This window comes from Pseudomonas sp. FSL R10-2964, assembly GCF_009600035.1.
Taxonomy (GTDB): domain Bacteria; phylum Pseudomonadota; class Gammaproteobacteria; order Pseudomonadales; family Pseudomonadaceae; genus Aquipseudomonas; species Aquipseudomonas bubulae.
This window is the reverse complement of record NZ_WIWH01000038.1, coordinates 24,068-48,949: the sequence shown is the minus strand read 5'-3', so window position 1 is coordinate 48,949 and position 24,882 is coordinate 24,068. Positions and strand designations below refer to the sequence as shown.

20 protein-coding genes are annotated in these 24,882 nt (G+C 59.5%); 8 read left to right on the top strand and 12 right to left on the bottom strand.

What is annotated here, in order from left to right:
• Positions 1 to 87: 87 nt before the first annotated feature.
• The 3 genes from GHN92_RS19310 to GHN92_RS19300 form a co-directional block, all read right to left on the bottom strand.
• Positions 88 to 1,332 carry a lipoprotein-releasing ABC transporter permease subunit gene (locus GHN92_RS19310; RefSeq protein ID WP_095020286.1) on the bottom strand — a complete coding sequence of 415 codons (1,245 nt, stop codon included), beginning with the start codon at positions 1,330 to 1,332 and terminating at the stop codon, positions 88 to 90.
• Between the two features lie 63 nt (positions 1,333 to 1,395).
• Complete coding sequence (gene lolD / locus GHN92_RS19305) at positions 1,396 to 2,079, bottom strand: lipoprotein-releasing ABC transporter ATP-binding protein LolD (RefSeq protein ID WP_165446489.1); 684 nt, start codon at positions 2,077 to 2,079, stop codon at positions 1,396 to 1,398.
• A 7-nt stretch (positions 2,080 to 2,086) separates the two neighbouring features.
• A complete protein-coding gene (locus GHN92_RS19300; protein WP_095002197.1) occupies positions 2,087 to 3,337 on the bottom strand; it encodes a lipoprotein-releasing ABC transporter permease subunit in 1,251 nt (416 codons plus the stop codon).
• A 94-nt stretch (positions 3,338 to 3,431) separates the two neighbouring features.
• On the opposite strand from GHN92_RS19300, the gene GHN92_RS19295 reads away from it, so the two are divergent.
• The gene (locus GHN92_RS19295; protein ID WP_095002198.1) at positions 3,432 to 4,016 is read left to right on the top strand and encodes a PilZ domain-containing protein; all 585 of its coding nucleotides are present in this window, start codon (positions 3,432 to 3,434) and stop codon (positions 4,014 to 4,016) included.
• A 36-nt stretch (positions 4,017 to 4,052) separates the two neighbouring features.
• Positions 4,053 to 4,775: a glycerophosphodiester phosphodiesterase gene (locus tag GHN92_RS19290; RefSeq protein ID WP_178102647.1), complete on the top strand. Its 723-nt coding sequence runs from the start codon at positions 4,053 to 4,055 to the stop codon at positions 4,773 to 4,775.
• 42 nt (positions 4,776 to 4,817) lie between these two features.
• Here the strand turns inward: GHN92_RS19290 and sthA are convergent, their stop codons facing one another.
• Positions 4,818 to 6,212 (bottom strand): Si-specific NAD(P)(+) transhydrogenase, encoded by a 1,395-nt coding sequence (gene sthA / locus GHN92_RS19285; protein WP_095002200.1) that lies wholly within the window; start codon positions 6,210 to 6,212, stop codon positions 4,818 to 4,820.
• Between the two features lie 258 nt (positions 6,213 to 6,470).
• Between sthA and GHN92_RS19280 the strand changes: the two genes are divergently transcribed.
• A complete protein-coding gene (locus GHN92_RS19280; protein ID WP_133144900.1) occupies positions 6,471 to 7,034 on the top strand; it encodes a chalcone isomerase family protein in 564 nt (187 codons plus the stop codon).
• A gap of 155 nt (positions 7,035 to 7,189) precedes the next feature.
• Positions 7,190 to 8,488: an MFS transporter gene (locus GHN92_RS19275; protein ID WP_133144899.1), complete on the top strand. Its 1,299-nt coding sequence runs from the start codon at positions 7,190 to 7,192 to the stop codon at positions 8,486 to 8,488.
• A gap of 152 nt (positions 8,489 to 8,640) precedes the next feature.
• Here the strand turns inward: GHN92_RS19275 and GHN92_RS19270 are convergent, their stop codons facing one another.
• Entirely contained in the window at positions 8,641 to 10,104 is a 1,464-nt protein-coding gene (locus tag GHN92_RS19270; RefSeq protein ID WP_083369829.1) for a glyceraldehyde-3-phosphate dehydrogenase, read from the bottom strand.
• Between the two features lie 285 nt (positions 10,105 to 10,389).
• On the opposite strand from GHN92_RS19270, the gene mfd reads away from it, so the two are divergent.
• Both mfd and GHN92_RS19260 read left to right on the top strand, forming a co-directional pair.
• Positions 10,390 to 13,839: a transcription-repair coupling factor gene (mfd, locus tag GHN92_RS19265; RefSeq protein ID WP_095019366.1), complete on the top strand. Its 3,450-nt coding sequence runs from the start codon at positions 10,390 to 10,392 to the stop codon at positions 13,837 to 13,839.
• Between the two features lie 11 nt (positions 13,840 to 13,850).
• Complete coding sequence (locus tag GHN92_RS19260) at positions 13,851 to 16,553, top strand: DEAD/DEAH box helicase (RefSeq protein ID WP_133144898.1); 2,703 nt, start codon at positions 13,851 to 13,853, stop codon at positions 16,551 to 16,553.
• 81 nt (positions 16,554 to 16,634) lie between these two features.
• Here the strand turns inward: GHN92_RS19260 and GHN92_RS19255 are convergent, their stop codons facing one another.
• From GHN92_RS19255 to GHN92_RS19245, 3 genes are all read right to left on the bottom strand, one after another.
• A complete protein-coding gene (locus GHN92_RS19255; RefSeq protein WP_095002206.1) occupies positions 16,635 to 17,372 on the bottom strand; it encodes an S-methyl-5'-thioinosine phosphorylase in 738 nt (245 codons plus the stop codon).
• Positions 17,373 to 17,385: 13 nt separating this feature from the next.
• Entirely contained in the window at positions 17,386 to 18,384 is a 999-nt protein-coding gene (gene nagZ / locus GHN92_RS19250; protein WP_169916728.1) for a beta-N-acetylhexosaminidase, read from the bottom strand.
• Positions 18,385 to 18,567: 183 nt separating this feature from the next.
• Complete coding sequence (locus GHN92_RS19245; protein WP_095002208.1) at positions 18,568 to 19,275, bottom strand: TetR/AcrR family transcriptional regulator; 708 nt, start codon at positions 19,273 to 19,275, stop codon at positions 18,568 to 18,570.
• 260 nt (positions 19,276 to 19,535) lie between these two features.
• On the opposite strand from GHN92_RS19245, the gene lexA reads away from it, so the two are divergent.
• Together lexA and sulA are read left to right on the top strand one after the other, a co-directional pair.
• A complete protein-coding gene (gene lexA, locus GHN92_RS19235) occupies positions 19,536 to 20,144 on the top strand; it encodes a transcriptional repressor LexA (RefSeq protein ID WP_029611310.1) in 609 nt (202 codons plus the stop codon).
• 11 nt (positions 20,145 to 20,155) lie between these two features.
• The gene (gene sulA, locus GHN92_RS19230; protein WP_153380829.1) at positions 20,156 to 20,629 is read left to right on the top strand and encodes an SOS-induced cell division inhibitor SulA; all 474 of its coding nucleotides are present in this window, start codon (positions 20,156 to 20,158) and stop codon (positions 20,627 to 20,629) included.
• A gap of 69 nt (positions 20,630 to 20,698) precedes the next feature.
• On the opposite strand, the gene GHN92_RS19225 is transcribed toward sulA, so the two are convergent.
• The 4 genes from GHN92_RS19225 to GHN92_RS19210 form a co-directional block, all read right to left on the bottom strand.
• Positions 20,699 to 20,932 carry a hypothetical protein gene (locus GHN92_RS19225; RefSeq protein ID WP_003446620.1) on the bottom strand — a complete coding sequence of 78 codons (234 nt, stop codon included), beginning with the start codon at positions 20,930 to 20,932 and terminating at the stop codon, positions 20,699 to 20,701.
• A gap of 118 nt (positions 20,933 to 21,050) precedes the next feature.
• Positions 21,051 to 21,572: a DUF6586 family protein gene (locus GHN92_RS19220; protein ID WP_095023994.1), complete on the bottom strand. Its 522-nt coding sequence runs from the start codon at positions 21,570 to 21,572 to the stop codon at positions 21,051 to 21,053.
• A 280-nt stretch (positions 21,573 to 21,852) separates the two neighbouring features.
• Complete coding sequence (topA, locus tag GHN92_RS19215) at positions 21,853 to 24,480, bottom strand: type I DNA topoisomerase (RefSeq protein WP_095019369.1); 2,628 nt, start codon at positions 24,478 to 24,480, stop codon at positions 21,853 to 21,855.
• Between the two features lie 114 nt (positions 24,481 to 24,594).
• Entirely contained in the window at positions 24,595 to 24,831 is a 237-nt protein-coding gene (locus GHN92_RS19210) for a DUF1653 domain-containing protein (protein WP_095002213.1), read from the bottom strand.
• Positions 24,832 to 24,882 lie beyond the last annotated feature (51 nt).

Sequence of the window (24,882 nt, the reverse complement as noted above, 5' to 3'; positions counted from 1 at the left end):
TTGTGGCGCTGCGCAGAACTGCTTTTGCCTTTAGTCCCCTCTCCCTCCGGGAGAGGGTTAGGGTGAGGGGCTTTTGCTCTTCAACTATCAGGAATACCGCAACGCATGGGCCGGTTGAATCTTCGCTGCCCGATACGCCGGATACAGCGTAGCCAGAAAGCTCAGTACAAAGCCCGCACCGCAGATCAGCGCCACATCGCCGCCCTGCAGCTCGGATGGCAGGTTGCTGACAAAATACACGTCGGAACTGAAGATATGCTGCCCGGTCACCCGCTCCATCCAGCCCACCAGTTCACTAACATTCAACGCCGCAATCACCCCCAGCACGCCACCGATCAAGGTGCCGACAATACCGATCACCGTGCCCTGCACCATAAAGATGGCCATGATCTGCCGCGGCGTGGCACCGATGGTGCGCAAGATCGCAATGTCGGCGCCCTTGTCGTTCACCACCATGATCAGCGTGGCGATGATGTTGAACGCTGCCACGGCCACGATCATCAGCAACAACAGACCGATCATGGTTTTTTCCATTTTCATGGCGCTGAACAGACTGCCCTGGGTGTGAGTCCAGTCGTCAGCCTTGTAACCATCCCCCAGGCCGGCCGCCACTTGCTGTGAAACCTGCGGTGCCGCGTACAGATCCTTGACCGCCAGGCGCACGCTTTGCACCTGGTTCGGCTCCCAGTGTTGAATGGCTGCAGCATCGGCCATATGGATCAGGCCCATGGTGCCATCCAGTTCAGCACCAACCTTGAAGATACCCACCACATTCAACCGCTGCAGGCGCGGAGTAATGCCACCAGGCGCGGTGCTGGCCTCGGGGACGATCAGGGTGATCTTGTCACCCACGCCCAGACGGAAACGCCGCGCAACAATATCGCCCAGCACCACACCGTATTCGTCGGGCTTCAAGTCCTGGAGGCTGCCCTGCACGATGTGCTGGGTCACGATCGAGACCTTGCCTTCCTGCTCCGGATCGATGCCGCTGATCTGGATCGGCTGCATCGAGCCTTTATAGGACAGCATGCCGTCCAGCTCGGTAAACGGCACGGCTGCCGTCACCTCGGGGTTTTTCATCGCGGCCTCGGCCACCGGGCGCCAGTCATCGATGGGCTTGACGCCCACGATGGTCGCGTGGGGCACCATGCCGAGGATGCGGTTACTCATTTCACGCTGGAAGCCGTTCATCACCGACAACACCACGATCATCGCCAGCACGCCGAGAGCGAGGCCGATCATCGAGGTCATGGAGATAAACGAAACAAAACGATTGCGGCGCTTGGCGCGGGTATAGCGCGTGCCGATAAAAATCGATAACGGTCTGAACATTCGCGGGCACCGTATAAAAATTGAAGACCTGACGCCCGCTTGCAGGCGTCAGATGCTGGCCAGTCAGATCGTGGTCAGGCGACCTTCCTGAAGGTGCAACACGCGATCCATCTGGCGGGCCAGGTTCATGTCGTGGGTTACCACCAGGAACGCAGTGCGCATTGACGTGCTGAGTTCCAGCATCAGGTCCTGAATGCCCTGGGCCGTGTGCGAGTCGAGGTTGCCGGTGGGCTCATCGAGCATCACCAGCCCCGGCTTGTTGACCAGCGCCCGGGCAATCGCCACACGCTGGCGCTCGCCGCCCGACAGTTCGGCCGGCTTGTGCTCCAGGCGATGGCCCAGACCCACCCGGGTCAGCAGCGCCGTGGCCCGCTCACGGGCTTCGGGGATCGCCGTCTTGCCGATCAACAGCGGCATGCAGACGTTTTCCAGGGCGGTGAACTCGGGCAACAAGTGGTGAAATTGATACACGAAACCCAGCGAGCGGTTGCGCAACAGGCCACGGGCCTTTTCGCCCAGGGCCGATAGCTCTTCACCCGCCAGCCAGACACTGCCACTGGTCGGGGTATCAAGCCCGCCGAGCAGGTTGAGCAAGGTACTTTTACCCGAACCCGAAGTCCCGACGATCGCCACCCGCTCACCAGGGTGCAACTCAAGCTGCAGCCCCGACAGCACCACCACGGATTCCGGGCCTTCCTCGTAGGACTTGCCCAGGTCGCGGCAACTCAACACTGCTTGTTCTTTCATGCCCAACTCACTCATAACGAAGCGCCTGCGCAGGCTGGGTGCGCGCAGCACGCCAGGCCGGGTACAAGGTCGCGAGGAAACTCAGAACCAATGCCGCACCGCACACCATCAACACGTCCTGTGCCTGCAACTGCGAGGGCAGGTAGTCGATGAAATACACGTCGGCATTGAGAAACTTGTGCCCGATCAGGCCTTCAAGGGCCGAGATCGCAGCGCTGACATTGAGCGCAGCAAGCATCCCGACCACCGCGCCGATGGCCGTCCCGACCACACCGATAACGGTGCCCTGAACCATAAAGGTGGCCATGATGGTGCCCGGCGTCGCCCCCAGGGTACGCAGGATGGCGATGTCGCCTTTCTTGTCATTGACCACCATCACCAGCGTGGAAATGATGTTGAACGCGGCCACGGCCACAATCAGCAGCAACAGCAGGCCAATCATGGCTTTTTCCATGCGGATGGCCTGGTACAGGTTGCCGTGGGTACGGGTCCAGTCACGGGCGTAATACTGGCTCTCGCCCAGCTGCTGGGCGATTTCCCAGGCAGTGCGCGGCGCTTCGAACAGGTCATCGAACTTCAGCCGCAGGCCCTGTACCTGGTCAGGTTTCCAGCGCTGCAAACGCGCCAGGTCCTGCAGGTTGGTGATGCCCAGGTAGCCGTCGATCTCACCGGCACCGACATGAAAAATGCCCTGCACGGTAAAACGCTTCATGCGCGGGAACATGCCGGCCGGTGTCACCGTGACTTCCGGCGCAACGAAGGTCAGCTTGTCGCCGACGCTCACACCCAGCTTTTTCGCGGCCTTGTCGCCAATGATGATGCCGAAGCTGCCCGGGGTCAGCGAGTCGAGCTGGCCCTGCTGCATGAACCGGTCAATGATCGAGACATTGCGTTCCTGCGCCGGGTCAATGGCATTGAGCAGGACTTTCTGCACGTTGCCATCATTGGTCAGCAAGCCCTGCATCTGGGTAAACGGCGCAACCGCCTCCACTTTGGGGTTCTGCTTGACCTTGGCCGCCAGGCTTTGCCAGTCACTGATCGGCTGGTCGCCGACGATGGTCGCGTGGGGCACCATGCCCAGCACGCGGGTGCGCATCTCATGATCGAAGCCGTTCATCACCGATAACACGACAATCATCACGACCACGCCAAGGGCGAGCCCGATCATCGAGGTCAGGGAAATAAACGACACAAAATGATTGCGACGCTTTGCACGGGTATAACGCGTGCCGATAAATAAAGAGAGAGGTCTGAACATGTCGGGGCTTGTTCGAGGGAAAAGAAGACGTCCTTGTGGCGGGGCCTGATAAGCAGCTTTACACTCAGACCACAGCCGCCATCATGGGTTCGCCATGTCGACATTAGATGAAGCAGATCGCCGCGAATACTACCGTATCGAGGATATGATCGCACTGGAAATAACCCCGCTGTCGGCCCTCGAAGCCGCGAGCAGTGAAGTGTTGCAGGATGAGTCACCGCTGTTCAATTTGCTCAGCGAATTGCACCTGAGCGAATTCGAGTCCCAGCACTTGCTGCGCCAGATCAGCGAACGCGACCGCACCCTTTCCAGCTATCTGAAAACCCTGAACAAACGTGTCGAACTGCTGAGCCAGATCGTTGCGCAAACGGTGCTGGGCCAGATCGGTGAACTGCAGCCGGTCATGCTGTCCGAAGGCGGTATCGAGTTCCATCACCCGCACCCCTGCCCGGCGGGCAGCCACCTTTCAGTCAAGCTGGTATTGATGCCCCAGGCCCTGGGCCTGTTGCTGCGTGCCCGCGTGGTCGATTGCCAGGCGCACGCTGGCGACTACCGCATCAACACCGAATTTGAATCCCTCACCGATACGCAGCGCCAGTTGCTGGCGCGCTACATTTTGCAAAAACAGGCACAGGCGCGCCGCCTGGCCCGCGAACAACAAACATCCGCGCCCGAGTAAGCACCGGGCCGTGATCACTCTGTACAAGGAGCAAATGTGACCCTGATTTATGGCCATCGCGGCGCCAAAGGCGAAGCACCGGAAAACACCCTTGCCAGCTTTGAGCAATGCCTCAAGCATGGCGTACGGCGCTGTGAGCTCGACCTGCACCTGTCGAAGGACGGTGAGCTGATGGTCATCCACGACCCGACCCTCAAGCGCACCACGGACCGGCGCGGCAAGGTTATCGAGCACACGGCTGCCGACCTGGTGACCTATGACGCGCGCAAGGGTGGCCCGGGCTGGATGCAGCCGTGCCCGATCCCGCGCCTTGAGGAGCTGTTTGAAAAGTGCAACTTCGAGCACTGGCAGCTGGAGGTCAAGAGCGCCTCGCGCACCCGCGCAGCAACCACCGTGCTGGCAATCCGCGAAATGGCGGTACGTCACGGGCTGATGGACAAGGTCACGGTCACGTCAAGCTCGCGTGAGGTGCTCAAGGCTGCGCTGGAGTTGACGCCAGACCTGTCCCGCGGCCTGGTGGCCGAATACGCCTGGCCCGACCCGATCAAGGTCGCCCAGAGTTATGGCTGCGAGATGCTGGCATTGAACTGGACACTGTGCACGCCTGAACGCCTGGAGAAGGCCCAGCGTCAGGGTTTGCATGTGTCGGTATGGACAGTCAACGAACCTGCGCTGATGCGCAGGCTCGCCGACTTCGGCGTAGATAGCCTGATTACAGACTTTCCCGGTTTGGCCACTGCCACCCTCGGGAATAGCTGAAATCGGTCTCCCCGGCCGGCTCAGGCCACCGGCCGGAGCCGCTCAAAAAAGCCGGTTGAGGCCATCGTAGGCGGCTACCCGATAGGCTTCGGCCATGGTCGGGTAGTTGAACGTGGTGTTGACGAAGTATTTCAGGGTATTGAGCTCGCCCGGCTGATTCATGATCGCCTGGCCGATGTGCACGATCTCTGATGCCTGATAACCGAAGCAGTGAACGCCCAGCACTTCCAGGGTTTCACGGTGGAACAGGATTTTCAGCATGCCCTGGGGCTCGCCGGCAATCTGTGCACGCGCCATGCTCTTGAAAAACGCCTTGCCCACTTCGTACGGCACCTTGGCCTGGGTCAGCTCCTGCTCGTTCTTGCCGATCGAGCTGATCTCCGGAATGGTGTAGATGCCGGTCGGCACGTCATTGACGAAGCGCCAGCTGCCGTTATCAACGATGCTGCCCGCTGCCGAACGCCCCTGGTCGTGGGCGGCACTGGCCAGGCTTGGCCAGCCGATTACATCACCTGCGGCAAAAATGTTCGGCACGGTGGTGCGGTAGTTTTCATCAACCGTGATCTGGCCACGGCCATTGGCCTTGATGCCGATGTTTTCCAGACCCAGCAGATCGGTGTTGCCGGTACGGCCATTGCACCAGAGCAAGGCGTCGGCCTTGATCTTCTTGCCGGACTTAAGATGCAGGATCACGCCGTTTTCGACGCCTTCTACCCGCTCGTACTCTTCGTTGTGGCGTACGGTGATGTTGTTGTTGCTGAAGTGGTAGCTCAGCGCTTGCGAGATCTCGGAATCGAGGAAGCTCAACAGTTGCTCGCGGTTATCCACCAGCTCAATCAACACCCCCAGACCACTGAAGATCGACGCGTATTCGCAGCCGATCACGCCTGCCCCGTAAACAATCAGCTTACGCGGGGTGTGGCCCAGACTGAGGATGGTGTCGCTATCGTAGATACGCGAGTGAGTGAAATCGATATCAGCCGGGCGATACGGGCGCGAGCCGGTGGCGATAATGATTTGCTTGGCCATCAGGGTTTCGACAACGCCGTTGGTGCACACCACTTCGATGGTTTGCTCGTCGGTGAAGCTGCCGGTGCCGAAGAACAGGTCGACGCGATTACGTGCGTAGTAACCGGTGCGCGAAGCCACTTGCTTGGAAATAACCTTCTCGGCACTTTTCAGTACGTCCGGGAACGAGAACCAGCGCGGCTCACCAATGGCCCGAAACATCGGATTGGTGTTGAACTGCATGATCTGGCGAACCGAGTGACGCAAGGCTTTGGACGGGATCGTGCCCAAGTGCGTGCAGTTGCCGCCAACCTGACGCCGGCTATCCACCATTGCCACCTTGCGCCCTGCTTTTGCGGCGTTCATTGCCGCACCTTCTCCTGCCGGGCCGGAACCCAGTACCACTACGTCGTAGTTGTAGACAGCCATGCGTACTCCTCAGAACAGGCCGTGGCACCGCTTTGGGCACCTACGGCTAAATCATGTCGCGGCCAGCGCCATGAAGGATCAAAACGTGGGGCACAGTCTATAGAAGCCTGAACGCCGCGAACATTAACCCTTGGTCTGGTCGTTGGCTATTTTTGTGTTCACTACATCTCATCGCGCGCGAGAGCCTGCCTAGCAGCTGCCGCACACTTAGCAAAACTGGCATAACCTCTAACAACCCATCGATCAGAGCCATCCACCATGCGCCAGTTGTTGATCGTATTGTTGCTGCTTTACTCCACCACCGGCCTGGCCGATGAGTCAGCTCGGCTAAAAGAAGCCAACTTTCCCGCCCAATGGCGCGATGGCACGCAACTCATGGAACGCAAAGGCCAGATCGTGCTGACCTACCTCTGGGCCGATATCTATGCCGCAGCCCTTTTCACCCAGCCAGGCATCCAACCGCAACAGGCCTTTGTCGAACAGCGCGAGCTGCGCCTTGAGCTGTTTTATCTGCGCGATCTGGAGCACAGCGATATCACCCGGGCCTCGGCCACCATCCTCAAGCGCCAGCAACCGGCAGCCACCCTGGCTCGCCTCGACGCCCCGCTAAAACAACTTCAGGCCAGTTTTGGCGATATCAAACGCGGCGATCGCTACGCCCTGGACTACAACCCGCAACGCGGGCTGAAGCTGGAGCGCAATGGTCAGGTCATTTTCACCAGCCAGAATCATCAACTGGCCAAAATCTACCTGGGCATCTGGCTCGCACCCGAAGGTCTGCCCGACCCTCTGCGCCTGAGCCTGCTTGCGCAAAGGCCCTAGCCCGGCCGTGTAGCGCCAAGAAATGTTGCCTACACACTTTGTTACACATATGGTTACAAAACTGTTTTGCGCAATGGCGCAGGTCATTGCCTGGCAGTGTGGACGAGTAAAAACACGGATAACGCATAAAAACAGATAAGAGCGGGTGATTTCTGATGGCCTCCAGTACGGGCAAAGGCAAGGCGATTTTTCGCGTTGTCAGCGGTAACTTCCTAGAGATGTTCGACTTTATGGTCTTTGGCTTTTACGCCACGGCCATTGCCAAAACCTTCTTCCCAACCGATAGCGCTTTTGCCTCACTGATGCTCGCCCTGGCCACCTTCGGTGCCGGTTTTCTCGCGCGCCCGCTGGGTGCGATTTTTCTCGGTGCCTATATTGACCGCCACGGCCGTCGCAAGGGCCTGATCATTACCCTGGCCCTGATGGCCATGGGTACCGTACTCATCGCCTGCGTGCCGGGCTACGCCACCCTGGGTGTTGCCGCACCCCTGCTGGTGTTGCTCGGGCGCTTGCTGCAAGGTTTTTCGGCAGGCGTGGAACTGGGCGGGGTGTCGGTGTACCTGGCAGAAATCGCCACACCGGGGCGCAAGGGTTTCTTCGTCAGCTGGCAGTCGGCTAGCCAGCAGGCTGCCGTGGTGTTCGCAGGCTTGCTGGGGGTTGGTCTCAACCATTGGCTAAGCCCTGAAGAAATGGGTGAATGGGGCTGGCGGATTCCGTGTCTGCTGGGTTGCATGATCGTGCCGGTGATCTTTGTGATCCGCCGCTCGATGGAAGAAACTCCTGAGTTCGAAGCCCGCAAATATCACCCTACCCTGCGTGAAATCCTTCGCTCAGTCGGTCAGAACTTTGGCTTGGTGCTGGGTGGCATGGCCCTGGTGGTGATGACTACCGTGTCGTTCTATCTGATCACTGCCTATACCCCGACCTTCGGCAAGGCCGAGCTGCATCTGTCGGACTTCGATGCCTTGCTGGTCACAGTGTGCATTGGCCTGTCGAACTTTTTCTGGCTGCCGGTCATGGGCTCGCTGTCGGACAAGATCGGGCGTAAACCGCTGCTGCTGGGTGCGACCATCCTGGCGATCCTGACCGCCTACCCGGCGTTGTCCTGGCTGGTGGCCAACCCGAGCTTCAGTCATCTGCTGATTGTCGAACTGTGGCTGTCGTTCCTGTATGGCTCGTACAACGGCGCGATGGTGGTTGCCCTGACCGAAATCATGCCAGTTGAAGTGCGCACCACCGGTTTCTCCCTGGCCTACAGCCTGGCGACCGCCACTTTCGGTGGCTTTACTCCGGCGGCTTGCACTTACCTGATTCATGCCCTGGACAACAAGGCCGCCCCCGGTCTGTGGCTGACCGGGGCGGCGATACTGGGCCTGATTGCGACCGTGGTGTTGTTCCGTGGCAATCAGCATCAGTTGCGTACGGCGCAATCGGCGGTGGCGGGTAACGCCTGACCCCTGTGGGAGCGGGCTTGCCCGCGATGCCAGCAACGCGGTCTGACTGAACAACCGCGCCGATCCCATCGCGAGCAAGCCCGCTCCCACAGGTTTCCCGCACAAACAAAAACGCCCCGACAAGTCGGGGCGTTTTCAGTTGCGGCGGTTGCTTAGCGCGGGAACGCTGGCGGGTTGACCCCGGCCATGTCTTCCATCACGCGTACTACCTGGCAGCTGTAACCGAATTCGTTGTCGTACCACACGTACAGCACAACGCGGTTGTCATTGCAGATCGTCGCTTCAGCATCCACCACACCGGCGTGACGTGAACCCACGAAGTCAGTGGACACCACTTCCTGGGAGCTGACGAAGTCGATTTGCTTGTGCAGATCGGAGTGCAGAGCCATGTGACGCAGGTACTCGTTCATTTCTTCACGGGTAGCCGGCTTCTCAAGGTTCAGGTTGAGGATGGCCATCGACACGTTCGGCGTCGGCACACGGATCGCGTTACCGGTCAGCTTGCCGGCCAGCTCAGGCAATGCCTTGGCAGCAGCGGTAGCAGCACCGGTCTCGGTGATAACCATGTTCAGCGCGGCGCTACGACCACGGCGGTCGCCCTTGTGGAAGTTATCGATCAGGTTCTGGTCGTTGGTGTACGAGTGAACCGTTTCAACGTGACCATTGACGATGCCGAACTTGTCGTTGACAGCCTTGAGCACCGGCACGATGGCGTTGGTGGTGCAGGATGCCGCCGAAACGATCTTGTCGTCTGCGGTGATTTCGCCGTGGTTGATGCCGTGAACAATGTTCTTCAGCTTGCCCTTGCCCGGAGCGGTCAGGACCACGCGATCGATACCAGGGCACTGCAAGTGCTGGCCCAGGCCATCGGCATCACGCCATACACCGGTGTTGTCCACCAGCAGGGCGTTCTGGATACCGTACTGGGTGTAGTCCACTTCGGTAGGGTTTTTCGCGTAGATAACCTGAATCAGGTTGCCGTTGGCGGTGATGGTGTTGTTGGCTTCATCGACCACGATGGTGCCATCAAACGGGCCATGCACCGAGTCACGACGCAGCAGGCTGGCACGCTTGACCAGATCGTTGTCGGCGCCTTTGCGCACAACGATGGCACGCAGACGCAGACCGTCGCCACCACCGGTTTTTTCAATCAGGATGCGCGCCAGCAGACGGCCGATACGACCGAAGCCGTACAGCACAACGTCAGTACCTTTACGTGCAGAAGCGTTTTGCTGACCCACAACATCGGCCAGTTCTTCGCGCACAAACTGCTCAGCCGTGCGGCCATTGCCTTCGGCCTTGAACTTCACGGCCAGCTTGCCCAGGTCTACCGAAGCAGCGCCGAGCTTGAGCTCGCTCATTGCCTTGAGCAACGGGAAAGTTTCGTGCACGGACAATTCGATATCATCGGACTGACGATGGCGAGCAAAGCGGTGAGCCTTGAGAATCGCAATGACTGAACGGTTGATCAGGCTGCGGCCATAGATCGAGCTAACCACATTGTTATTGCGGTAAAGCTGACCGATAAGCGGAATCATCGCTTCTGCGAGTGCTTCACGGTCGATCCATTCACCAAGACACTGGTCGGGCTTCTGAGTCACGGGAACCTTCCACATGTAGGGGCTGAAAAAAGGGGCTACATTATGCCGCTGCGCCCATGCAGGGGCAATGCACGCCTGTCATACGCCGTTACTGAAACGATTAAGCATCAACAAATATAGGCGAAAAATTTTATAACAACTGCCATTTCATCAGTCTGCTGCCCTTGCACAGCCCCTTTGGCACCCCCATGTCAGTGTTATGCGCTGATTTGCGCCGCTGTTAAAGGCTGCAACTGACAGCCAGCCCCTTGGCCCGTTACAATCGCCAACTTTGTCGCAACGCTTGGAGCTCAACCTTCCGTGCCCGTCCTGCGTCTACCGAAACTCCCTGCCACGGCAGGTAAACAGCACTGGAGCAATCTGCCCGGTGCCGCCCTGAGCCTCGCGATTGCCGAGGCCGCCAGCGCCGCCAGGCGCTTCACCCTGCTCCTGACCGCTGACAGCCAAAGCGCCGAGCGTCTTGAGCAGGAACTGAGATTCTTTGCCCCTGACTTGCCGGTACTGCATTTTCCCGACTGGGAAACCCTGCCTTACGATCTGTTCTCGCCGCACCAGGACATCATCTCCCAGCGTATCGCCAGCCTGTACCGGCTGCCGGAACTGAGTCATGGTGTTTTGGTAGTGCCGGTGACCACCGCCCTACATCGCCTGGCCCCGACCAAGTTCCTGCTCGGCAGCAGCCTGGTGCTGGACATCGGCCAGAAGCTGGATGTGGAACAAATGCGTACCCGGCTTGAGGCCAGTGGCTATCGCTGCGTCGATACGGTGTATGAGCATGGCGAGTTCGCCGTGCGCGGCGCGTTGATCGACCTGTTCCCGATGGGCAGCAAACTGCCATACCGGATCGACCTGTTCGACGACGAAATCGAGACCCTGCGCACCTTCGACCCCGAGACCCAGCGCTCGATCGACAAGGTTGAGTCGGTGCGCCTGCTGCCGGCACGTGAGTTCCCGCTGCAAAAAGACGCGGTGACCCGGTTCAAGGCGCGCTTTCGCGAGCGTTTTGATGTCGACTTCCGTCGCTGCCCGATCTTTCAGGACTTGAGCAGCGGCATCACCCCTGCGGGTATCGAGTACTACCTGCCGCTGTTTTTCGATGAAACCTCGACCCTGTTCGACTATTTGCCGGCTGACACGCAAGTGTTCTCGCTGCCAGGCATCGAGCAGGCCGCCGAGAATTTCTGGTCTGACGTACGCAACCGCTACGAAGAGCGCCGTATCGATCCGTCGCGGCCACTGTTACCGCCTGCCGAGCTGTTCCTGCCGGTTGAAGACTGCTTCGCCCGCCTGAAAAACTGGCCGCGGGTGGTCGCCAGCCAGGATGACATCGACACCGGCAGCAGCCGTGAACGCTTCCCGGCGCAACCGCTGCCCAACCTGGCCATCGAAGCCAAGGCCAACCAGCCATTGGCGGCTTTGTCCGGTTTCCTTGAGCAGTTTGATGGCCGCGTGCTGTTTACCGCCGAATCGGCCGGTCGCCGCGAAGTACTGCTCGAACTGCTGGAACGCTTGAAGCTGCGACCCAAAACAGTCGACAGCTGGCCGGACTTCGTCGCCAGCAAGCACCGCCTGGCGATTACTATCGCCCCGCTGGATGAAGGCCTGCTGCTGGAGGATCCGGCGCTGGCGCTGATCGCCGAAAGCCCGTTGTTCGGCCAGCGCGTGATGCAGCGCCGGCGCCGGGAAAAACGCGCCGATGCCAACAACGATGCGGTGATCAAGAACCTCACCGAGTTGCGCGAAGGCGCACCCGTTGTGCATATCGACCACGGCGTAGGTCGCTATCAGGGCCTGGCCACACTTGAAGTCGACAATCAGGTGGCCGAGTTCCTGACCCTGGAATACGCCGAAGGCGCCAAGCTCTATGTGCCGGTGGCCAACCTGCACCTGATCGCCCGCTATACCGGCAGCGATGATGAACTGGCGCCGCTGCACCGCCTGGGCTCGGAAACCTGGCAAAAGGCCAAGCGCAAGGCCGCCGAACAAGTGCGTGACGTGGCTGCCGAGCTGCTCGACATCTACGCTCGTCGTGCAGCCCGCGAAGGTTATGCATTTGCCGATCCGAAAGCGGATTACGCAACGTTCAGTGCCGGCTTCCCGTTTGAAGAAACCCCGGACCAGCAAACCACCATCGAAGCCGTACGCGCCGACATGCTGTCGCCCAAGCCCATGGATCGTCTGGTGTGTGGCGACGTGGGCTTCGGCAAGACCGAAGTGGCCATGCGCGCGGCCTTTATTGCTGTGCATGGCGGCCGTCAGGTGGCCATTTTGGTACCCACCACCCTGCTCGCCCAGCAGCACTACAACAGCTTCCGCGACCGTTTTGCCGACTGGCCGGTAACGGTCGAGGTGATGAGCCGCTTCAAGTCGGCCAAAGAGATCAACCAGGCAGTCGCCGATCTGGCCGAAGGCAAGATCGATATCGTCATCGGCACCCACAAGCTGCTGCAGGACGATGTCAAAATCAAAAACCTGGGCCTGGTGATCATCGACGAAGAACACCGCTTCGGCGTGCGCCAGAAAGAACAGCTCAAGGCCTTGCGCAGTGAAGTCGACATCCTGACCCTCACCGCCACGCCGATCCCGCGTACGCTGAACATGGCCGTGTCAGGCATGCGCGACCTGTCGATCATCGCCACGCCGCCGGCGCGCCGGCTGTCGGTGCGCACCTTCGTCATGGAACAGAACAAAAGCACCGTCAAAGAGGCGTTGCTGCGTGAGTTGCTGCGCGGCGGGCAGGTCTACTACCTGCACAACGACGTTAAAACCATCGAGAAATGTGCGGCCGAACTGGCCGAGCTGGTGCCTGAAGCACGGATCGGCATCGGTCACGGGCAAATGCGCGAACGCGAACTCGAACAGGTGATGAGTGACTTCTATCACAAGCGCTTCAACGTCCTGATCGCCTCGACCATCATCGAGACCGGGATCGACGTGCCGAGCGCCAACACCATCATCATCGAGCGCGCCGACAAGTTCGGCCTGGCACAGTTGCACCAGTTGCGCGGCCGCGTCGGACGCAGTCACCACCAGGCCTATGCCTACCTGCTGACGCCACCGCGCCAGCAGATTACCGGGGACGCGCAAAAACGCCTGGAAGCCATCGCCAACACCCAGGACCTGGGTGCCGGCTTTGTCCTGGCCACCAACGACCTTGAAATCCGTGGCGCGGGCGAGTTACTGGGGGATGGTCAAAGCGGCCAGATTCAGGCGGTTGGTTTTACCCTGTACATGGAAATGCTCGAACGTGCGGTCAAGTCGATCCGCAAGGGCGAGCAACCCAACCTCGACCAGCCGCTGGGCGGCGGCCCGGAAATCAACCTGCGAGTACCTGCGCTGATTCCCGAGTCGTATCTGCCGGATGTGCATGCGCGACTGATCCTCTACAAGCGTATTGCCTCGGCAACCGATGAAGAGGGCCTCAAGGACTTGCAGGTCGAGATGATCGACCGCTTCGGCCTGCTCCCCGAGCCGACCAAGAACCTGGTACGCATCACCCTGCTCAAATTGCAGGCCGAGCAACTAGGCATCAAAAAAGTCGACGCCGGCCCGCAGGGCGGGCGCATCGAGTTTGCCGCCGACACCCCGGTTGACCCGATGGTGCTGATCAAATTGATCCAGGGCCAACCCAACCGCTACAAATTCGAAGGCGCGACCCTGTTCAAATTCATGGTACCCATGGAGCGCCCGGAAGAACGCTTCAATACCATTGAAGCGCTGTTCGAGCGCCTGACGCCGAAGTCTTCCTGAATGAAAAACCCATGCCCCTGAACCCCACCGACCGACTGACCCAGCCGCTGGCACCAAGCTGGGTCAGTCGCTTCAAGGAACAAAGCCTTGAGCGTGGCCGCCGCTACGCCAAGGAAAATCGGGTCAGGATCGCCCAGATCGGCGACAAGCTGATTACTGCCAGCTGTCAGGGCTCTGGCGAAAACATCTACCGACAGACCATTCAGTTGCGTGAGTCGGCCAAAAGCACCTTGCTGCTGGTCAGCGCCCACTGTACCTGCCCGGTGCGGGTTAATTGCAAGCACACCGCAGCCGTCTTACTGAAGATTGAAGAAACCTTGAACTACCCCGCCGCTGCTCAGGATGCCGAGCTTCTGGAAAAACTCCAGGCCGTACTCGACTCACGTCGCCCCAACAATCTGCCAGAACAGCTGGTCGAGGACGTCCAGCCAGTACCGCGACTGTGGCTGGCCAGTGCCGAATTCAGCGCTTTCGAGCCGCGCAACGGCAAAATGCAGCGCTATATCCAGCACCGCGCCGCCCTGTCGTTCAACTACCTGGACCAGTACGTAAGCGGGCAAAAAAACGCTGACATCCTGCTGCGCCAGGAACAGCAAACCCTGCGCATCAAGCGCAAGCCCGAGGTCGAAAACCTTTACCGCGAACAACTGCGCAGCCTGGGCTTTAAAATTGCCACGCGCCAGAGCAAGGCACTACCGGAAAGCGCCGGCGAGCTGTTTGAGCTGGTCAATGACAGTGCCTGGCTGAATTTCACCCTCAACCAGTTGCAAGGCCTGGCCGAAAAGGGCTGGGAGTTGCAGATCGATGAAGGTTTCGGCTTTGACCTGACCCCGGTAGAAGACTGGTATGCCACTGTCGACGAAGCCCCGGAGCGCGACTGGTTTGACCTGGAGCTGGGGATTATCGTCAACGGCCAGCACCTGAGCCTGCTGCCGATACTGCTCAACCTGATGCGCTCCCACAGCGACATCCTCAACCCGGAAAAACTCGCCCGGCGCAGGGACGACGAACTGATCCTGGTGAATATTCCGGCCAACCCTGCCAGCGGCCATGGTCCGCTGCAGGTTGCGCTGCCGTACGGGCGGCTGAAACCGGTACTGGCCACTCTGGACGAGTTTTATCTGGGCGAGCCGGACGCCACTTCTCTGCGGATCAAAAGTGCTGACGCGCCGCGGCTCAACGCCCTGGATGCACTCCCCCTGCGCTGGGAAGGTGGCGAGCAGATTCGCGGCTTCGCCCAGCGCCTGCGAGATATCAAGAATTTCAGCGTCGAAGCCCCCGAAGGGCTCAATGCCAACCTGCGCCCCTATCAGCTCGAAGGCCTGAGCTGGATGCAGTCATTGCGTCAGCTGGAAGTGGGCGGCGTGCTGGCCGATGACATGGGCCTGGGCAAAACCCTGCAGACCCTGGCGCATATCTTGTGCGAAAAAAATGCCGGCCGCCTTGATCGCCCGGCCATGATTGTGATGCCCACCAGCCTGATCCCCAACTGGCTCGACGAAGCGGCGCACTTTACGCCGCAGCTCAAGGTACTGGCGCTGTATGGCGCCACACGCAAAAAATATTTCGCGCACCTCAACGACTACGACGTGATCCTGACCACCTACGCCTTGCTGCCCAAGGACATCGAGCATCTGGCAAAACTGCCGCTGCACCTGCTGGTGCTGGACGAAGCACAGTACATCAAGAACCCCGGCAGCAAGGCCACCCAGGCCGCCTGCGAGCTGGTTGCCCGCCAGCGCCTGTGCCTGAGTGGTACCCCGCTGGAGAACCACCTGGGTGAGCTGTGGTCACTGTTCCACTTCCTGCTGCCCGGCTGGCTGGGCGACGTCAAGACTTTCAATCGCGACTACCGGGTGCCCATTGAACGCCAGGGCAGCAACGAGCGCCTGCAGCATCTCAATGCGCGAATCAAACCGTTTCTGCTGCGCCGCACCAAGGAGCAGGTCGCTACCGAACTGCCGCCCAAGACCGAAATCATCCACTGGGTGGACCTCAACGAAGCCCAGCGCGACGTGTACGAAACCATGCGCCTGGCGATGGACAAAAAAGTCCGCGACGAAATCACCCGCAAGGGCGTGGGACGCAGCCAGATAATTATCCTCGAAGCGCTGCTCAAACTGCGCCAGGTATGTTGCGACCTGCGCTTGGTCAGCGACACCCCGCCGAAAAAAGGCAGCACCTCGGGCAAGCTCGACAGCCTGATGCTGATGCTCGAAGAGCTGTTTGCCGAAGGCCGACGCATCCTGCTGTTTTCGCAGTTCACTTCGATGCTGGGGCTGATCGAGGCCGAGCTGAAAAAGCGCAAGGTGCCCTACGCCATCCTCACCGGGCAAACCCGGGACCGACGTACACCGGTCAAGGACTTCCAGAGCGGCAAGCTGCAGATTTTTCTGATTAGCCTCAAGGCGGGTGGTGTAGGCCTGAACCTTACCGAGGCCGACACGGTGATTCACTACGACCCTTGGTGGAACCCGGCGGCAGAAAACCAGGCCACTGACCGCGCCTATCGTATAGGACAGGAAAAACCGGTGTTTGTGTACAAAATGATTGCCCGCGGCACTGTGGAAGAAAAAATCCAGCATTTGCAGCAGGAAAAGTCAGATTTGGCGGCAGGCGTACTGGACGGACGCGTCGCAGGGGACTGGAAACTGCAGGATGACGACATCGACGCATTGTTTGCGCCGTTGCCGCCTAAAACTGAAAAGCGCTGAAAATTGACGCAACTTGCGGCTTGATTCTGTAGCAGCTGCCGAGCTCCGCGAGGCTGCGTTCGGCGGCTGCTACGGACTTGATTAGCCCGCCAGCACCCGCGCCAACGTCGCTTTTACCTTGCCCATACCCTCATGCAGCGCCTGCTCGATTTCGGCCATGGTGATAATCGCTGTCGACTTGCCCGCTGCCGGGTTGACCACCAGCGCCAGGCACGCGTAATCCAGTTCCAGCTCGCGGGCCAGTGCCGCTTCCGGCATGCCGGTCATGCCCACGATGTCGCAACCGTCACGTTCAAGACGGGCGATTTCTGCCACTGTCTCAAGACGCGGGCCCTGAGTAGCGGCATAAACACCATGACTGCTGTAGGAGCAGCCCTCGGCCGCCAATGCGCCAATCAATTGCTCGCGCAACGATTCGGTGTAGGGATAGCTGAAGTCGATATGGGTCACCTGCTCCAGATCACCGGCAAAAAAAGTATGCTCGCGGCCACTGGTGTAGTCGATCAACTGATGAGGCACACAAAAATGCCCGGTGCCCATCGCCATATGAATCCCGCCCACGGCATTTACCGCGAGAATCGCTTCGGCCCCGGCCTGCTTCAGCGCCCACAGGTTGGCGCGGTAGTTGACCTGATGCGGAGGCACCCGGTGCGGATGGCCGTGACGGGCCAGGAACAACACTTCGCGGCCGCCAAACTCACCGATCTGGATATCTGCCGAGGTCGGCCCGTAGGGCGTGTCCAGCGCCAGCGCGCGGCTGATGGTCAGCCCTTCCAGCTGGGTAAGGCCCGTACCGCCGATAATTGCGTAAACCGTCATTGAGGCAGATCCCTTAATCAATTAATTGAGCATCTTTGAGTGCGCCCATCGCCACCAGCCAGCGCGGGCTCTGGCGATAATCGGTACTGGCCCAGGCCTGGCCACGCATGCGCGCAATCCGTGGCGATGGCGTAACTTTCAAGCGCTGCGCAGCACTGAGTGCCAGCTCTGCCGCGGCGCGGTCGTTGCATACCAGGCCCATGTCGCAACCGGCCGACAAGGCGGCCTCGATACGACTGGCGGCATCACCCACCACATGAGCACCAGCCATCGACAGGTCGTCACTGAAAATAACACCATCAAATTGCAGTTCACCGCGCAGGATGTCCTGCAGCCAGCGCCGGGAAAAACCTGCGGGTTGGCTGTCGACTTGCGGATAGATCACATGGGCCGGCATGACCGCCGCCAGTTGCTTGCTCAAACGGGCAAACGGCACCAGGTCATGGGCACGGATCTGCTCCAGGCTGCGCTCATCCGTAGGGATGGCTACATGAGAGTCAGCTTCAGCCCACCCGTGCCCCGGAAAGTGCTTACCGGTGGCAGCCATGCCCGCGTCGTTCATCCCGCGAATGAATGCCCCGGCCAATACAGCGGCGCGCTCGGGGTCACCCTCGAACGAGCGGCTGCCGACCACAGCACTGCGCTGATAGTCCAGGTCCAGAACCGGGGCAAAGCTCAAGTCCAGCCCCACCGCCAGCACTTCAGTGGCCATGATCCAGCCACATTGCTCGGCCAGGTACTCGGCATTGGGGTTGTCGGCAATGGCGCGCATGGCAGGCAGGCGCACAAAGCCCTGACGCAGGCGCTGCACGCGGCCGCCTTCCTGATCGACCGCCAGCAGCAGGTCCGGTCGTATGGCCCGAATAGAAGCACTCAACTCACGCACCTGGCGCGGGTGCTCGATATTGCGTGCAAAGATGATCAATCCGCCCACTTCAGGCTGGCGCAGCAATTGCCGGTCTTCAGCCGTCAGCCAGGTACCGGCGACGTCCACCATCAAGGAGCCTTGCAAGGCAGAACTCATGGGAAATCCTTTAGAAAGAGAGAGCGCTTGTTAACCGGTCCGGATACGCAGGCACGGGCCTGCGCACCGCACTCCAGAGAGGCGGCGGCGAATTGGCAGACGGGAACAAGACAGGGCTGGGCATGACAGCTAGCTTAGCGGATCAAAGCTGCCGCGCCCACCCGCAGCGGGTCAAACCTTGACGCTGACCGGTGCAGTTTTACTGCGAGGACGCATCTGCGCACTGGCCATGGCCGGATCGCTGACGCCGCTCTGGGCACGCATGCCGGCGGCGAGAAACGGCACCATCAGGCGCATCACCTGCTCGATCGAGGTGTTAACGCCAAAATCGGTCTCGGCAATGGCACGCAGCGCCTTGATCCCCGACATGCTGAAGGCCGCCGCGCCGAGCATGAAATGCACGCGCCAGAACAGCTCGATGGGCGGGATCTGCGGAGCCGCTTCATTGACCAGCAGCATATAGCGGCGGAACACCTTGCCGTACATGTCTTCAAGATAGCGGCGCAAGTGGCCCTGGCTCTGGCTGAAGGCCAGACCCAGCAAACGCATGAAGATCGACAGGTCGTTGCCACTGCGTGGCTGAATCACCAGCGCCTGCTCGACCAGCATCTCCAGCAACTCCTCAAGAGTCGGGCGATTCTCCGGCTTGCCCTGACGGCGCTCCAGCTCACGGTCCAGGTTGGCGCAGAAAGGCCCCAGGAAGCGTGAGAACACCGCCTGGATCAGCGCTTTCTTTGAACCAAAATGGTAATTGACCGCCGCCAGATTGACCCCGGCCTTGCTGGTAATCAGCCGCAATGAAGTTTCAGCAAACCCTTTTTCCGCGAACAGCTGCTCGGCAGCATCAAGGATACGTTCAACGGTTTCCGACTGGGCCATGACTACTCCGCCTGACAAACATTTAAACACTTGTTTGAAACATACGTTTCAGCCAGTCAAAAGTCAAGATGACCTATTCGTTTTGCGACCGGTCGGTTTCGCATTTAACCACAGCCTCGGCCAGCCCGGCCCCAACTGATAAGGTACGGACCACAGCGCTTATCGACGACCGTCCAGCGGACTGCCGGAAATGGATGATTGCCAATACGCCTTCACTGTATATAATCCCAGTCACTGTATAAAAAGACAGAGCGATCATCATGTTAAAACTGACGCCACGCCAAGCTGAGATCCTGGCTTTCATCAAGCGATGCCTGGATGACAACGGATACCCGCCCACCCGTGCCGAGATCGCACAGGAACTGGGCTTCAAGTCACCCAACGCTGCCGAAGAGCACCTCAAGGCCCTGGCCCGCAAGGGTGCCATCGAGATGACCCCTGGCGCTTCACGAGGCATTCGCATTCCCGGCTTCGAAGCCAAGGCTGACGAATCCACCCTGCCCATTATCGGCCGGGTTGCTGCCGGTGCGCCGATCCTGGCGCAGGAACACGTTGAAGAGTCCTGCAACATCAACCCGACCTTCTTCCATCCGCGAGCTGATTACTTGCTGCGCGTACAGGGCATGAGCATGAAGGACGTCGGCATCTTCGATGGCGACCTGCTGGCTGTGCATACCTGCCGCGAAGCGCGCAACGGCCAGATCGTGGTAGCCCGCATCGACGACGAAGTGACCGTAAAACGCTTCAAGCGTGAAGGCAGCAAAGTCTGGCTTATCGCTGAAAATCCGGATTTTGCCCCTATTGAAGTCAATCTCAAGGAGCAGGAACTGGTTATTGAAGGCCTGAGCGTCGGCGTTATTCGCCGCTAATAGGAGGCGTCATGCAGTTCCCCCACACACCGCTGCCCGCACAACTGACCCTGTTCGAGGCGTTCATGGCACAGCCCATGGCCCCTGCGATCAAGGACGTGCTCGAATCACCCTGGAGCGCCGAACCTGAAGTCTTCAGTGAGCTGTCGCTACGCGGTGCTGCCGGAAACTGCCTGAACCTGCTTACCCCCATGCTGCGCGAACTGAGCGAGCAGCAAAACGCCCGCTGGTTGACCCTTATCGCACCACCGGCCAGCCTGACCCAAAGCTGGCTGCGCGATGCAGGGCTGAACCGCGAGCGAATTTTGCTGCTGCAGCCCAACGGCAATAAAAGCGCGTTGCAGCTCACCTGCGAAGCGCTACGCCTGGGCCGCAGCCACACCGTTGTCAGCTGGATCAACCCGCTGAACAGCGCTGCACGCCAACAGTTGATCAGCGCAGCCCGCACCGGTCACGGGCAAAGCCTGAATATTCGCCTGGGCTAAACAACCAACGCTGCCACAGGGCCAGTGCAGAATGCACTTGCCTGGCTGCGGCACAGGGTTGCGGGGCGATTAATGAAGAATGCGCGGCCCGTCGTCTTTTTCCAGCTCGCCTTCTGCCAGCCGACCCGCCATTTGCACGCCGACGCTGAGCATGGCCTTGGCCACCTCTACGTGCTGACCCTGAAGAAAAGCCTTGGCATCTTCAGAAAAATTCAGCGTGACCAAAGACCCTTCGTCCTCAGCACGGCGCAACTCGATGCGGCCGTCTGGCAACTCGACAATTTCTAGAAAGGACGTTGGCATATAAATTTGTTCTCCACGAAAGCGTGGGAGTATATCAGCCATCCTATGGGAAATTCCCAGGATCTGTGCGCTTTGTACTACAGACTGATGAATGACTGTACCGTTTCGCTTATGACCCTCAGCACTCATTGAGTCCATCACGGAACCGAATGGCCAGCGCCTTGAGATTCTGGCGCCACTCTTCCATGGTTTCGCGGCTTAGCTCATGTGGCGCCTCGTCCTCCAGGCTGACCGTATCGATCAAAGGCTGGAATACATCTGCCTTGACCTTTTTCGGCGCCTGCAGCGGCTGATACAGCGCTGCATGGGTGGCCATCAGCTGCGCCAGCCAGGTTTGCGGCGCGCAAGCCAGCTCGACCAGCTCTGCCAGTTCAGGGATGGCTTTCTCGTCCAGCACCTGCCGGGTGAGCAACAACTCAACCCGTGGTGCGCTGGCTTGTGACAGGCGATAAAAGCCTGCAATTTCATGACACAGGCCTAGCAAGGCACCATATAAATGGAATACCGCCGCCTCGCGCTCGGCCTGAACCAGCGCCTGGGCATTCATGGCCCGACCTTCGCTCGCCTTGTTCATGGCCTCCAGGGCCAGACCGGCGAAATAGATCTTCTGATTGGTGCGGGTATAGAGTTCGTGAGCCATGCGGGCGCTCCACAGCGGATGGGTAAAGGCAGGTCGTGCAGTCTCAGGGATCAGGGCGTGCTGGCGCAAGGCCCACGCTCCCTAACGTCACGTGTGGGAGCGGGCTTGCTCGCGATGCAGGCGCTGAGGTGTTCCAGTCATACCGTGTCGATGCCATCGCGAGCAAGCCCGCTCCCACAAAAAGTGCTCCAGCGGCGACAACCACGCCCGGAACCGGCAAAAAAAAACCGCGCAAGGCATGCAGCCCTTGCGCGGTTTTTTATTCAGCTATCAGCTCGGATCAGGCGTCTTTGTCTTTACGCTTGTCTTCAACCTTCCAGCTCTTGCCATCGTAGAACGCACGCCAGCCAGTCGGCTTGCCATCCACTTCGGTCTGTACGTACTGCTCTTTGGTTTTGCGACTGTAGCGAATCACCGCCGGGCGACCATCCGGGTCTTTCTTCGGTGCTTCACACAGGAAATGGTACTTGGGATCGATCTCGTCCTTGTGCGGAATGATTTCAATCACCAGCGGCGCTCGGGTCTCGCGGTTCTTGGGGAACTGGCTGGCCGCCAGGAACAACCCCGAAGCGCCGTCACGCAGGATATACGTGTCGTTGACCTTCTCGCACTTGAGCTCCGGCATCTTCACCGGATCCATTTTCGGCGGCGCCGCTTCACCGCTTTTCAGCAGTTTGCGGGTGTTTTTGCATTCGGCATTGGTACAGCCGAAGAACTTGCCGAAACGACCGGTTTTGAGCTGCATCTCGCTGCCGCACTTGTCGCATTCAAGGCTCGGCCCTTCGTAGCCCTTGATCCGGTAGTTGCCTTCCTCGATCTCGTAGCCAACGCAATCCGGGTTGTTACCGCAGATATGCAGTTTGTGCTTCTCGTCCAGCAGGTAAGCGTCCATGGCCGTGCTGCAAATCGGGCAACGGTGCTTGCCCAGCAGTACCAGCGACTCGGATTCACCTTCGTCGTCGGCGGCAATTTCATCGCCCGGCACCAGGTTGACCGTGGCCTTGCAGCGTTCTTTCGGCGGCAGACTGTAGCCCGAGCAACCCAGGAATACGCCGGTCGATGCCGTACGAATCTGCATCGGACGACCACATTCCTTGCACGGAATATCTGTCATGACTGGCTGGTTGGCGCGCATACCACCTTCCGGCGCAGCAGCAACTTCAAGCTTCTTCTTGAAGTCGCCGTAGAACTCGTCCAGGACGTTTTTCCAGTCGCGCTCACCTTGCGCAACGTCATCGAGGTTCTCTTCCATGCCGGCGGTAAAACCGTAGTCCATCAGGTCGGAGAAGCTTTCAGACAGGCGCTCGGTAACGATATCGCCCATTTTTTCGGAGTAGAAACGGCGGTTGTGCAACGCCACGTACCCCCGATCCTGAATGGTCGAGATGATCGCTGCATAGGTCGAAGGACGACCGATGCCACGCTTTTCCATCTCTTTTACCAGGCTGGCCTCGGAGTAACGCGCAGGTGGCTTGGTGAAGTGCTGGCTCGGATCAAGCTCGATCAACTTGAGCTTATCGCCCTGGGCCATGTCCGGCAGCACATCGTCGTCGCCCGGCTTGGCAATTTGCGGCATCACACGGGTGTAACCGTCGAATTTGAGGATGCGACCTTTGGCACGCAGCTCAAAATCACCGGCCGCCACAGTGACGGTGGTCGACAGGTATTTGGCCGGCAGCATCTGGCATGCCACGAATTGGCGCCAGATCAGCTCGTAAAGGCGCTCAGCGTCGCGCTCCATGCCCGTCAGCTTGCTCGGGTGCATGTTGACGTCGGAAGGACGAATCGCTTCGTGAGCCTCCTGTGCGCCTTCCTTGCTGCTGTACACGTTGGCTGCCGGCGGCAGGTAGTCCGCGCCGAACTCGCCTTCAATGTAGGTGCGTGCCATTTCGACCGCATCGGCCGACAGGTTGGTGGAGTCGGTACGCATGTACGTGATGTAGCCCGCTTCATACAAGCGCTGCGCCATCATCATGGTTTTCTTCACCCCATAGCCCAGGCGATTGCTCGCTGCCTGCTGCAGGGTGGACGTGATAAACGGCGCCGACGGCTTGCTGCTGGTCGGTTTGTCTTCACGCTTGACGATGCTGTAGCTGGAAGCTTTGAGCTTCTCCAGGGCAGCCATGGCCTGGGTTTCGTTCAGCGGCTTGAACGCCTCGCCTTTTTCGCGGGCAACGTCGAAGCGCACCTTGGCACCCTTGGCGGTGCCAAGGTCAGCGTGAATTTCCCAGTATTCTTCGGGGTTGAACGCACGAATTTCGCGCTCACGCTCCACCACCAGCTTCACCGCCACCGATTGCACACGGCCTGCCGACAGGCCACGGGCAACCTTGGCCCACAGCAGCGGCGAAACCATGTAACCCACTACACGGTCGAGAAAACGGCGTGCCTGCTGAGCGTTAACCCGGTTGATATCCAGTTCACCCGGCTTGGAAAAAGCTTCCTGAATCGCCTTTTTGGTGATTTCGTTGAACACCACGCGCTTGTAGCGGCTGTCATCACCCCCGATGGCTTCGCGCAGGTGCCAGGCAATGGCTTCCCCCTCGCGATCCAAGTCGGTTGCGAGATAGATGGTGTCAGCATCCTTGGCGAGCCGGCGCAGCTCTTCGATGACCTTTTCCTTGCCCGGGAGGATCTCGTACTTGGCTTTCCAGCCATGTTCCGGATCGACGCCCATGCGCGAGATCAGCTGCTTTTGAGCTTTCTCTTTTGGCGACAGGGCCGGCGCCTCGCCGGCCGCAGCCTTACCACGCTTGGCAGCAGGTTCTTTGCTGGCGCTAGCCGAACCGCTGGTGGGCAGGTCTCGGATATGGCCGATACTCGACTTCACCACGTACTCGTTACCCAAGTACTTGTTGATGGTCTTGGCCTTAGCCGGGGATTCCACAATGACCAGCGATTTGCCCATGGATCAGAAAATTCCTGAATTCTAGAAGTGAAAGGCGGTTCGCGCCTGACGCGGCACCGCTATATATAGTGGCTACAAGGTGAGGTCAAGCACAGGGTTCTGCGCGACCATGCCTTATGGCCGGGAAAAAACGCTGGGTTCGGCCTGAATCAGGGCAAAGCGCGGGACCTGTTCGCCCTCGACAATGACTGACTCCAGGAACATGCTCAGCGGGCGCACCCAAAAGCCGTAATCGCCATACAGGGCTTGGTAGAACACTACATCCTCTTCGGTTTCGGAGTGGCGAGCCACACTGAATACCCGATATTGAGGGCCTTTGTAATGTTGATAGAGCCCGGGTTGTAGCGGCATGTTGCGGCCCCTCTGCAAAATAAAAAAATAAAAACGCTTAAAAACAAAAAC

Bases quoted from the DNA above. Each gene is read 5' to 3' on its own strand.
- GHN92_RS19280 (WP_133144900.1), top strand. From the start codon at position 6,471: ATGCGCCAGTTGTTGATCGTATTGTTGCTGCTTTACTCCACCACCGGC.
- lolD (WP_165446489.1), bottom strand. From the start codon at position 2,079: ATGAAAGAACAAGCAGTGTTGAGTTGCCGCGACCTGGGCAAGTCCTAC.
- GHN92_RS19270 (WP_083369829.1), bottom strand. From the start codon at position 10,104: ATGTGGAAGGTTCCCGTGACTCAGAAGCCCGACCAGTGTCTTGGTGAA.
- GHN92_RS19255 (WP_095002206.1), bottom strand. From the start codon at position 17,372: ATGACGGTTTACGCAATTATCGGCGGTACGGGCCTTACCCAGCTGGAA.
- sthA (WP_095002200.1), bottom strand. From the start codon at position 6,212: ATGGCTGTCTACAACTACGACGTAGTGGTACTGGGTTCCGGCCCGGCA.
- lexA (WP_029611310.1), top strand. From the start codon at position 19,536: ATGTTAAAACTGACGCCACGCCAAGCTGAGATCCTGGCTTTCATCAAG.
- GHN92_RS19210 (WP_095002213.1), bottom strand. From the start codon at position 24,831: ATGCCGCTACAACCCGGGCTCTATCAACATTACAAAGGCCCTCAATAT.
- GHN92_RS19220 (WP_095023994.1), bottom strand. From the start codon at position 21,572: ATGGCTCACGAACTCTATACCCGCACCAATCAGAAGATCTATTTCGCC.
- topA (WP_095019369.1), bottom strand. From the start codon at position 24,480: ATGGGCAAATCGCTGGTCATTGTGGAATCCCCGGCTAAGGCCAAGACC.
- GHN92_RS19310 (WP_095020286.1), bottom strand. From the start codon at position 1,332: ATGTTCAGACCGTTATCGATTTTTATCGGCACGCGCTATACCCGCGCC.
- GHN92_RS19295 (WP_095002198.1), top strand. From the start codon at position 3,432: ATGTCGACATTAGATGAAGCAGATCGCCGCGAATACTACCGTATCGAG.
- GHN92_RS19300 (WP_095002197.1), bottom strand. From the start codon at position 3,337: ATGTTCAGACCTCTCTCTTTATTTATCGGCACGCGTTATACCCGTGCA.
- GHN92_RS19260 (WP_133144898.1), top strand. From the start codon at position 13,851: ATGCCCCTGAACCCCACCGACCGACTGACCCAGCCGCTGGCACCAAGC.
- sulA (WP_153380829.1), top strand. From the start codon at position 20,156: ATGCAGTTCCCCCACACACCGCTGCCCGCACAACTGACCCTGTTCGAG.
- GHN92_RS19225 (WP_003446620.1), bottom strand. From the start codon at position 20,932: ATGCCAACGTCCTTTCTAGAAATTGTCGAGTTGCCAGACGGCCGCATC.
- GHN92_RS19275 (WP_133144899.1), top strand. From the start codon at position 7,190: ATGGCCTCCAGTACGGGCAAAGGCAAGGCGATTTTTCGCGTTGTCAGC.
- GHN92_RS19245 (WP_095002208.1), bottom strand. From the start codon at position 19,275: ATGGCCCAGTCGGAAACCGTTGAACGTATCCTTGATGCTGCCGAGCAG.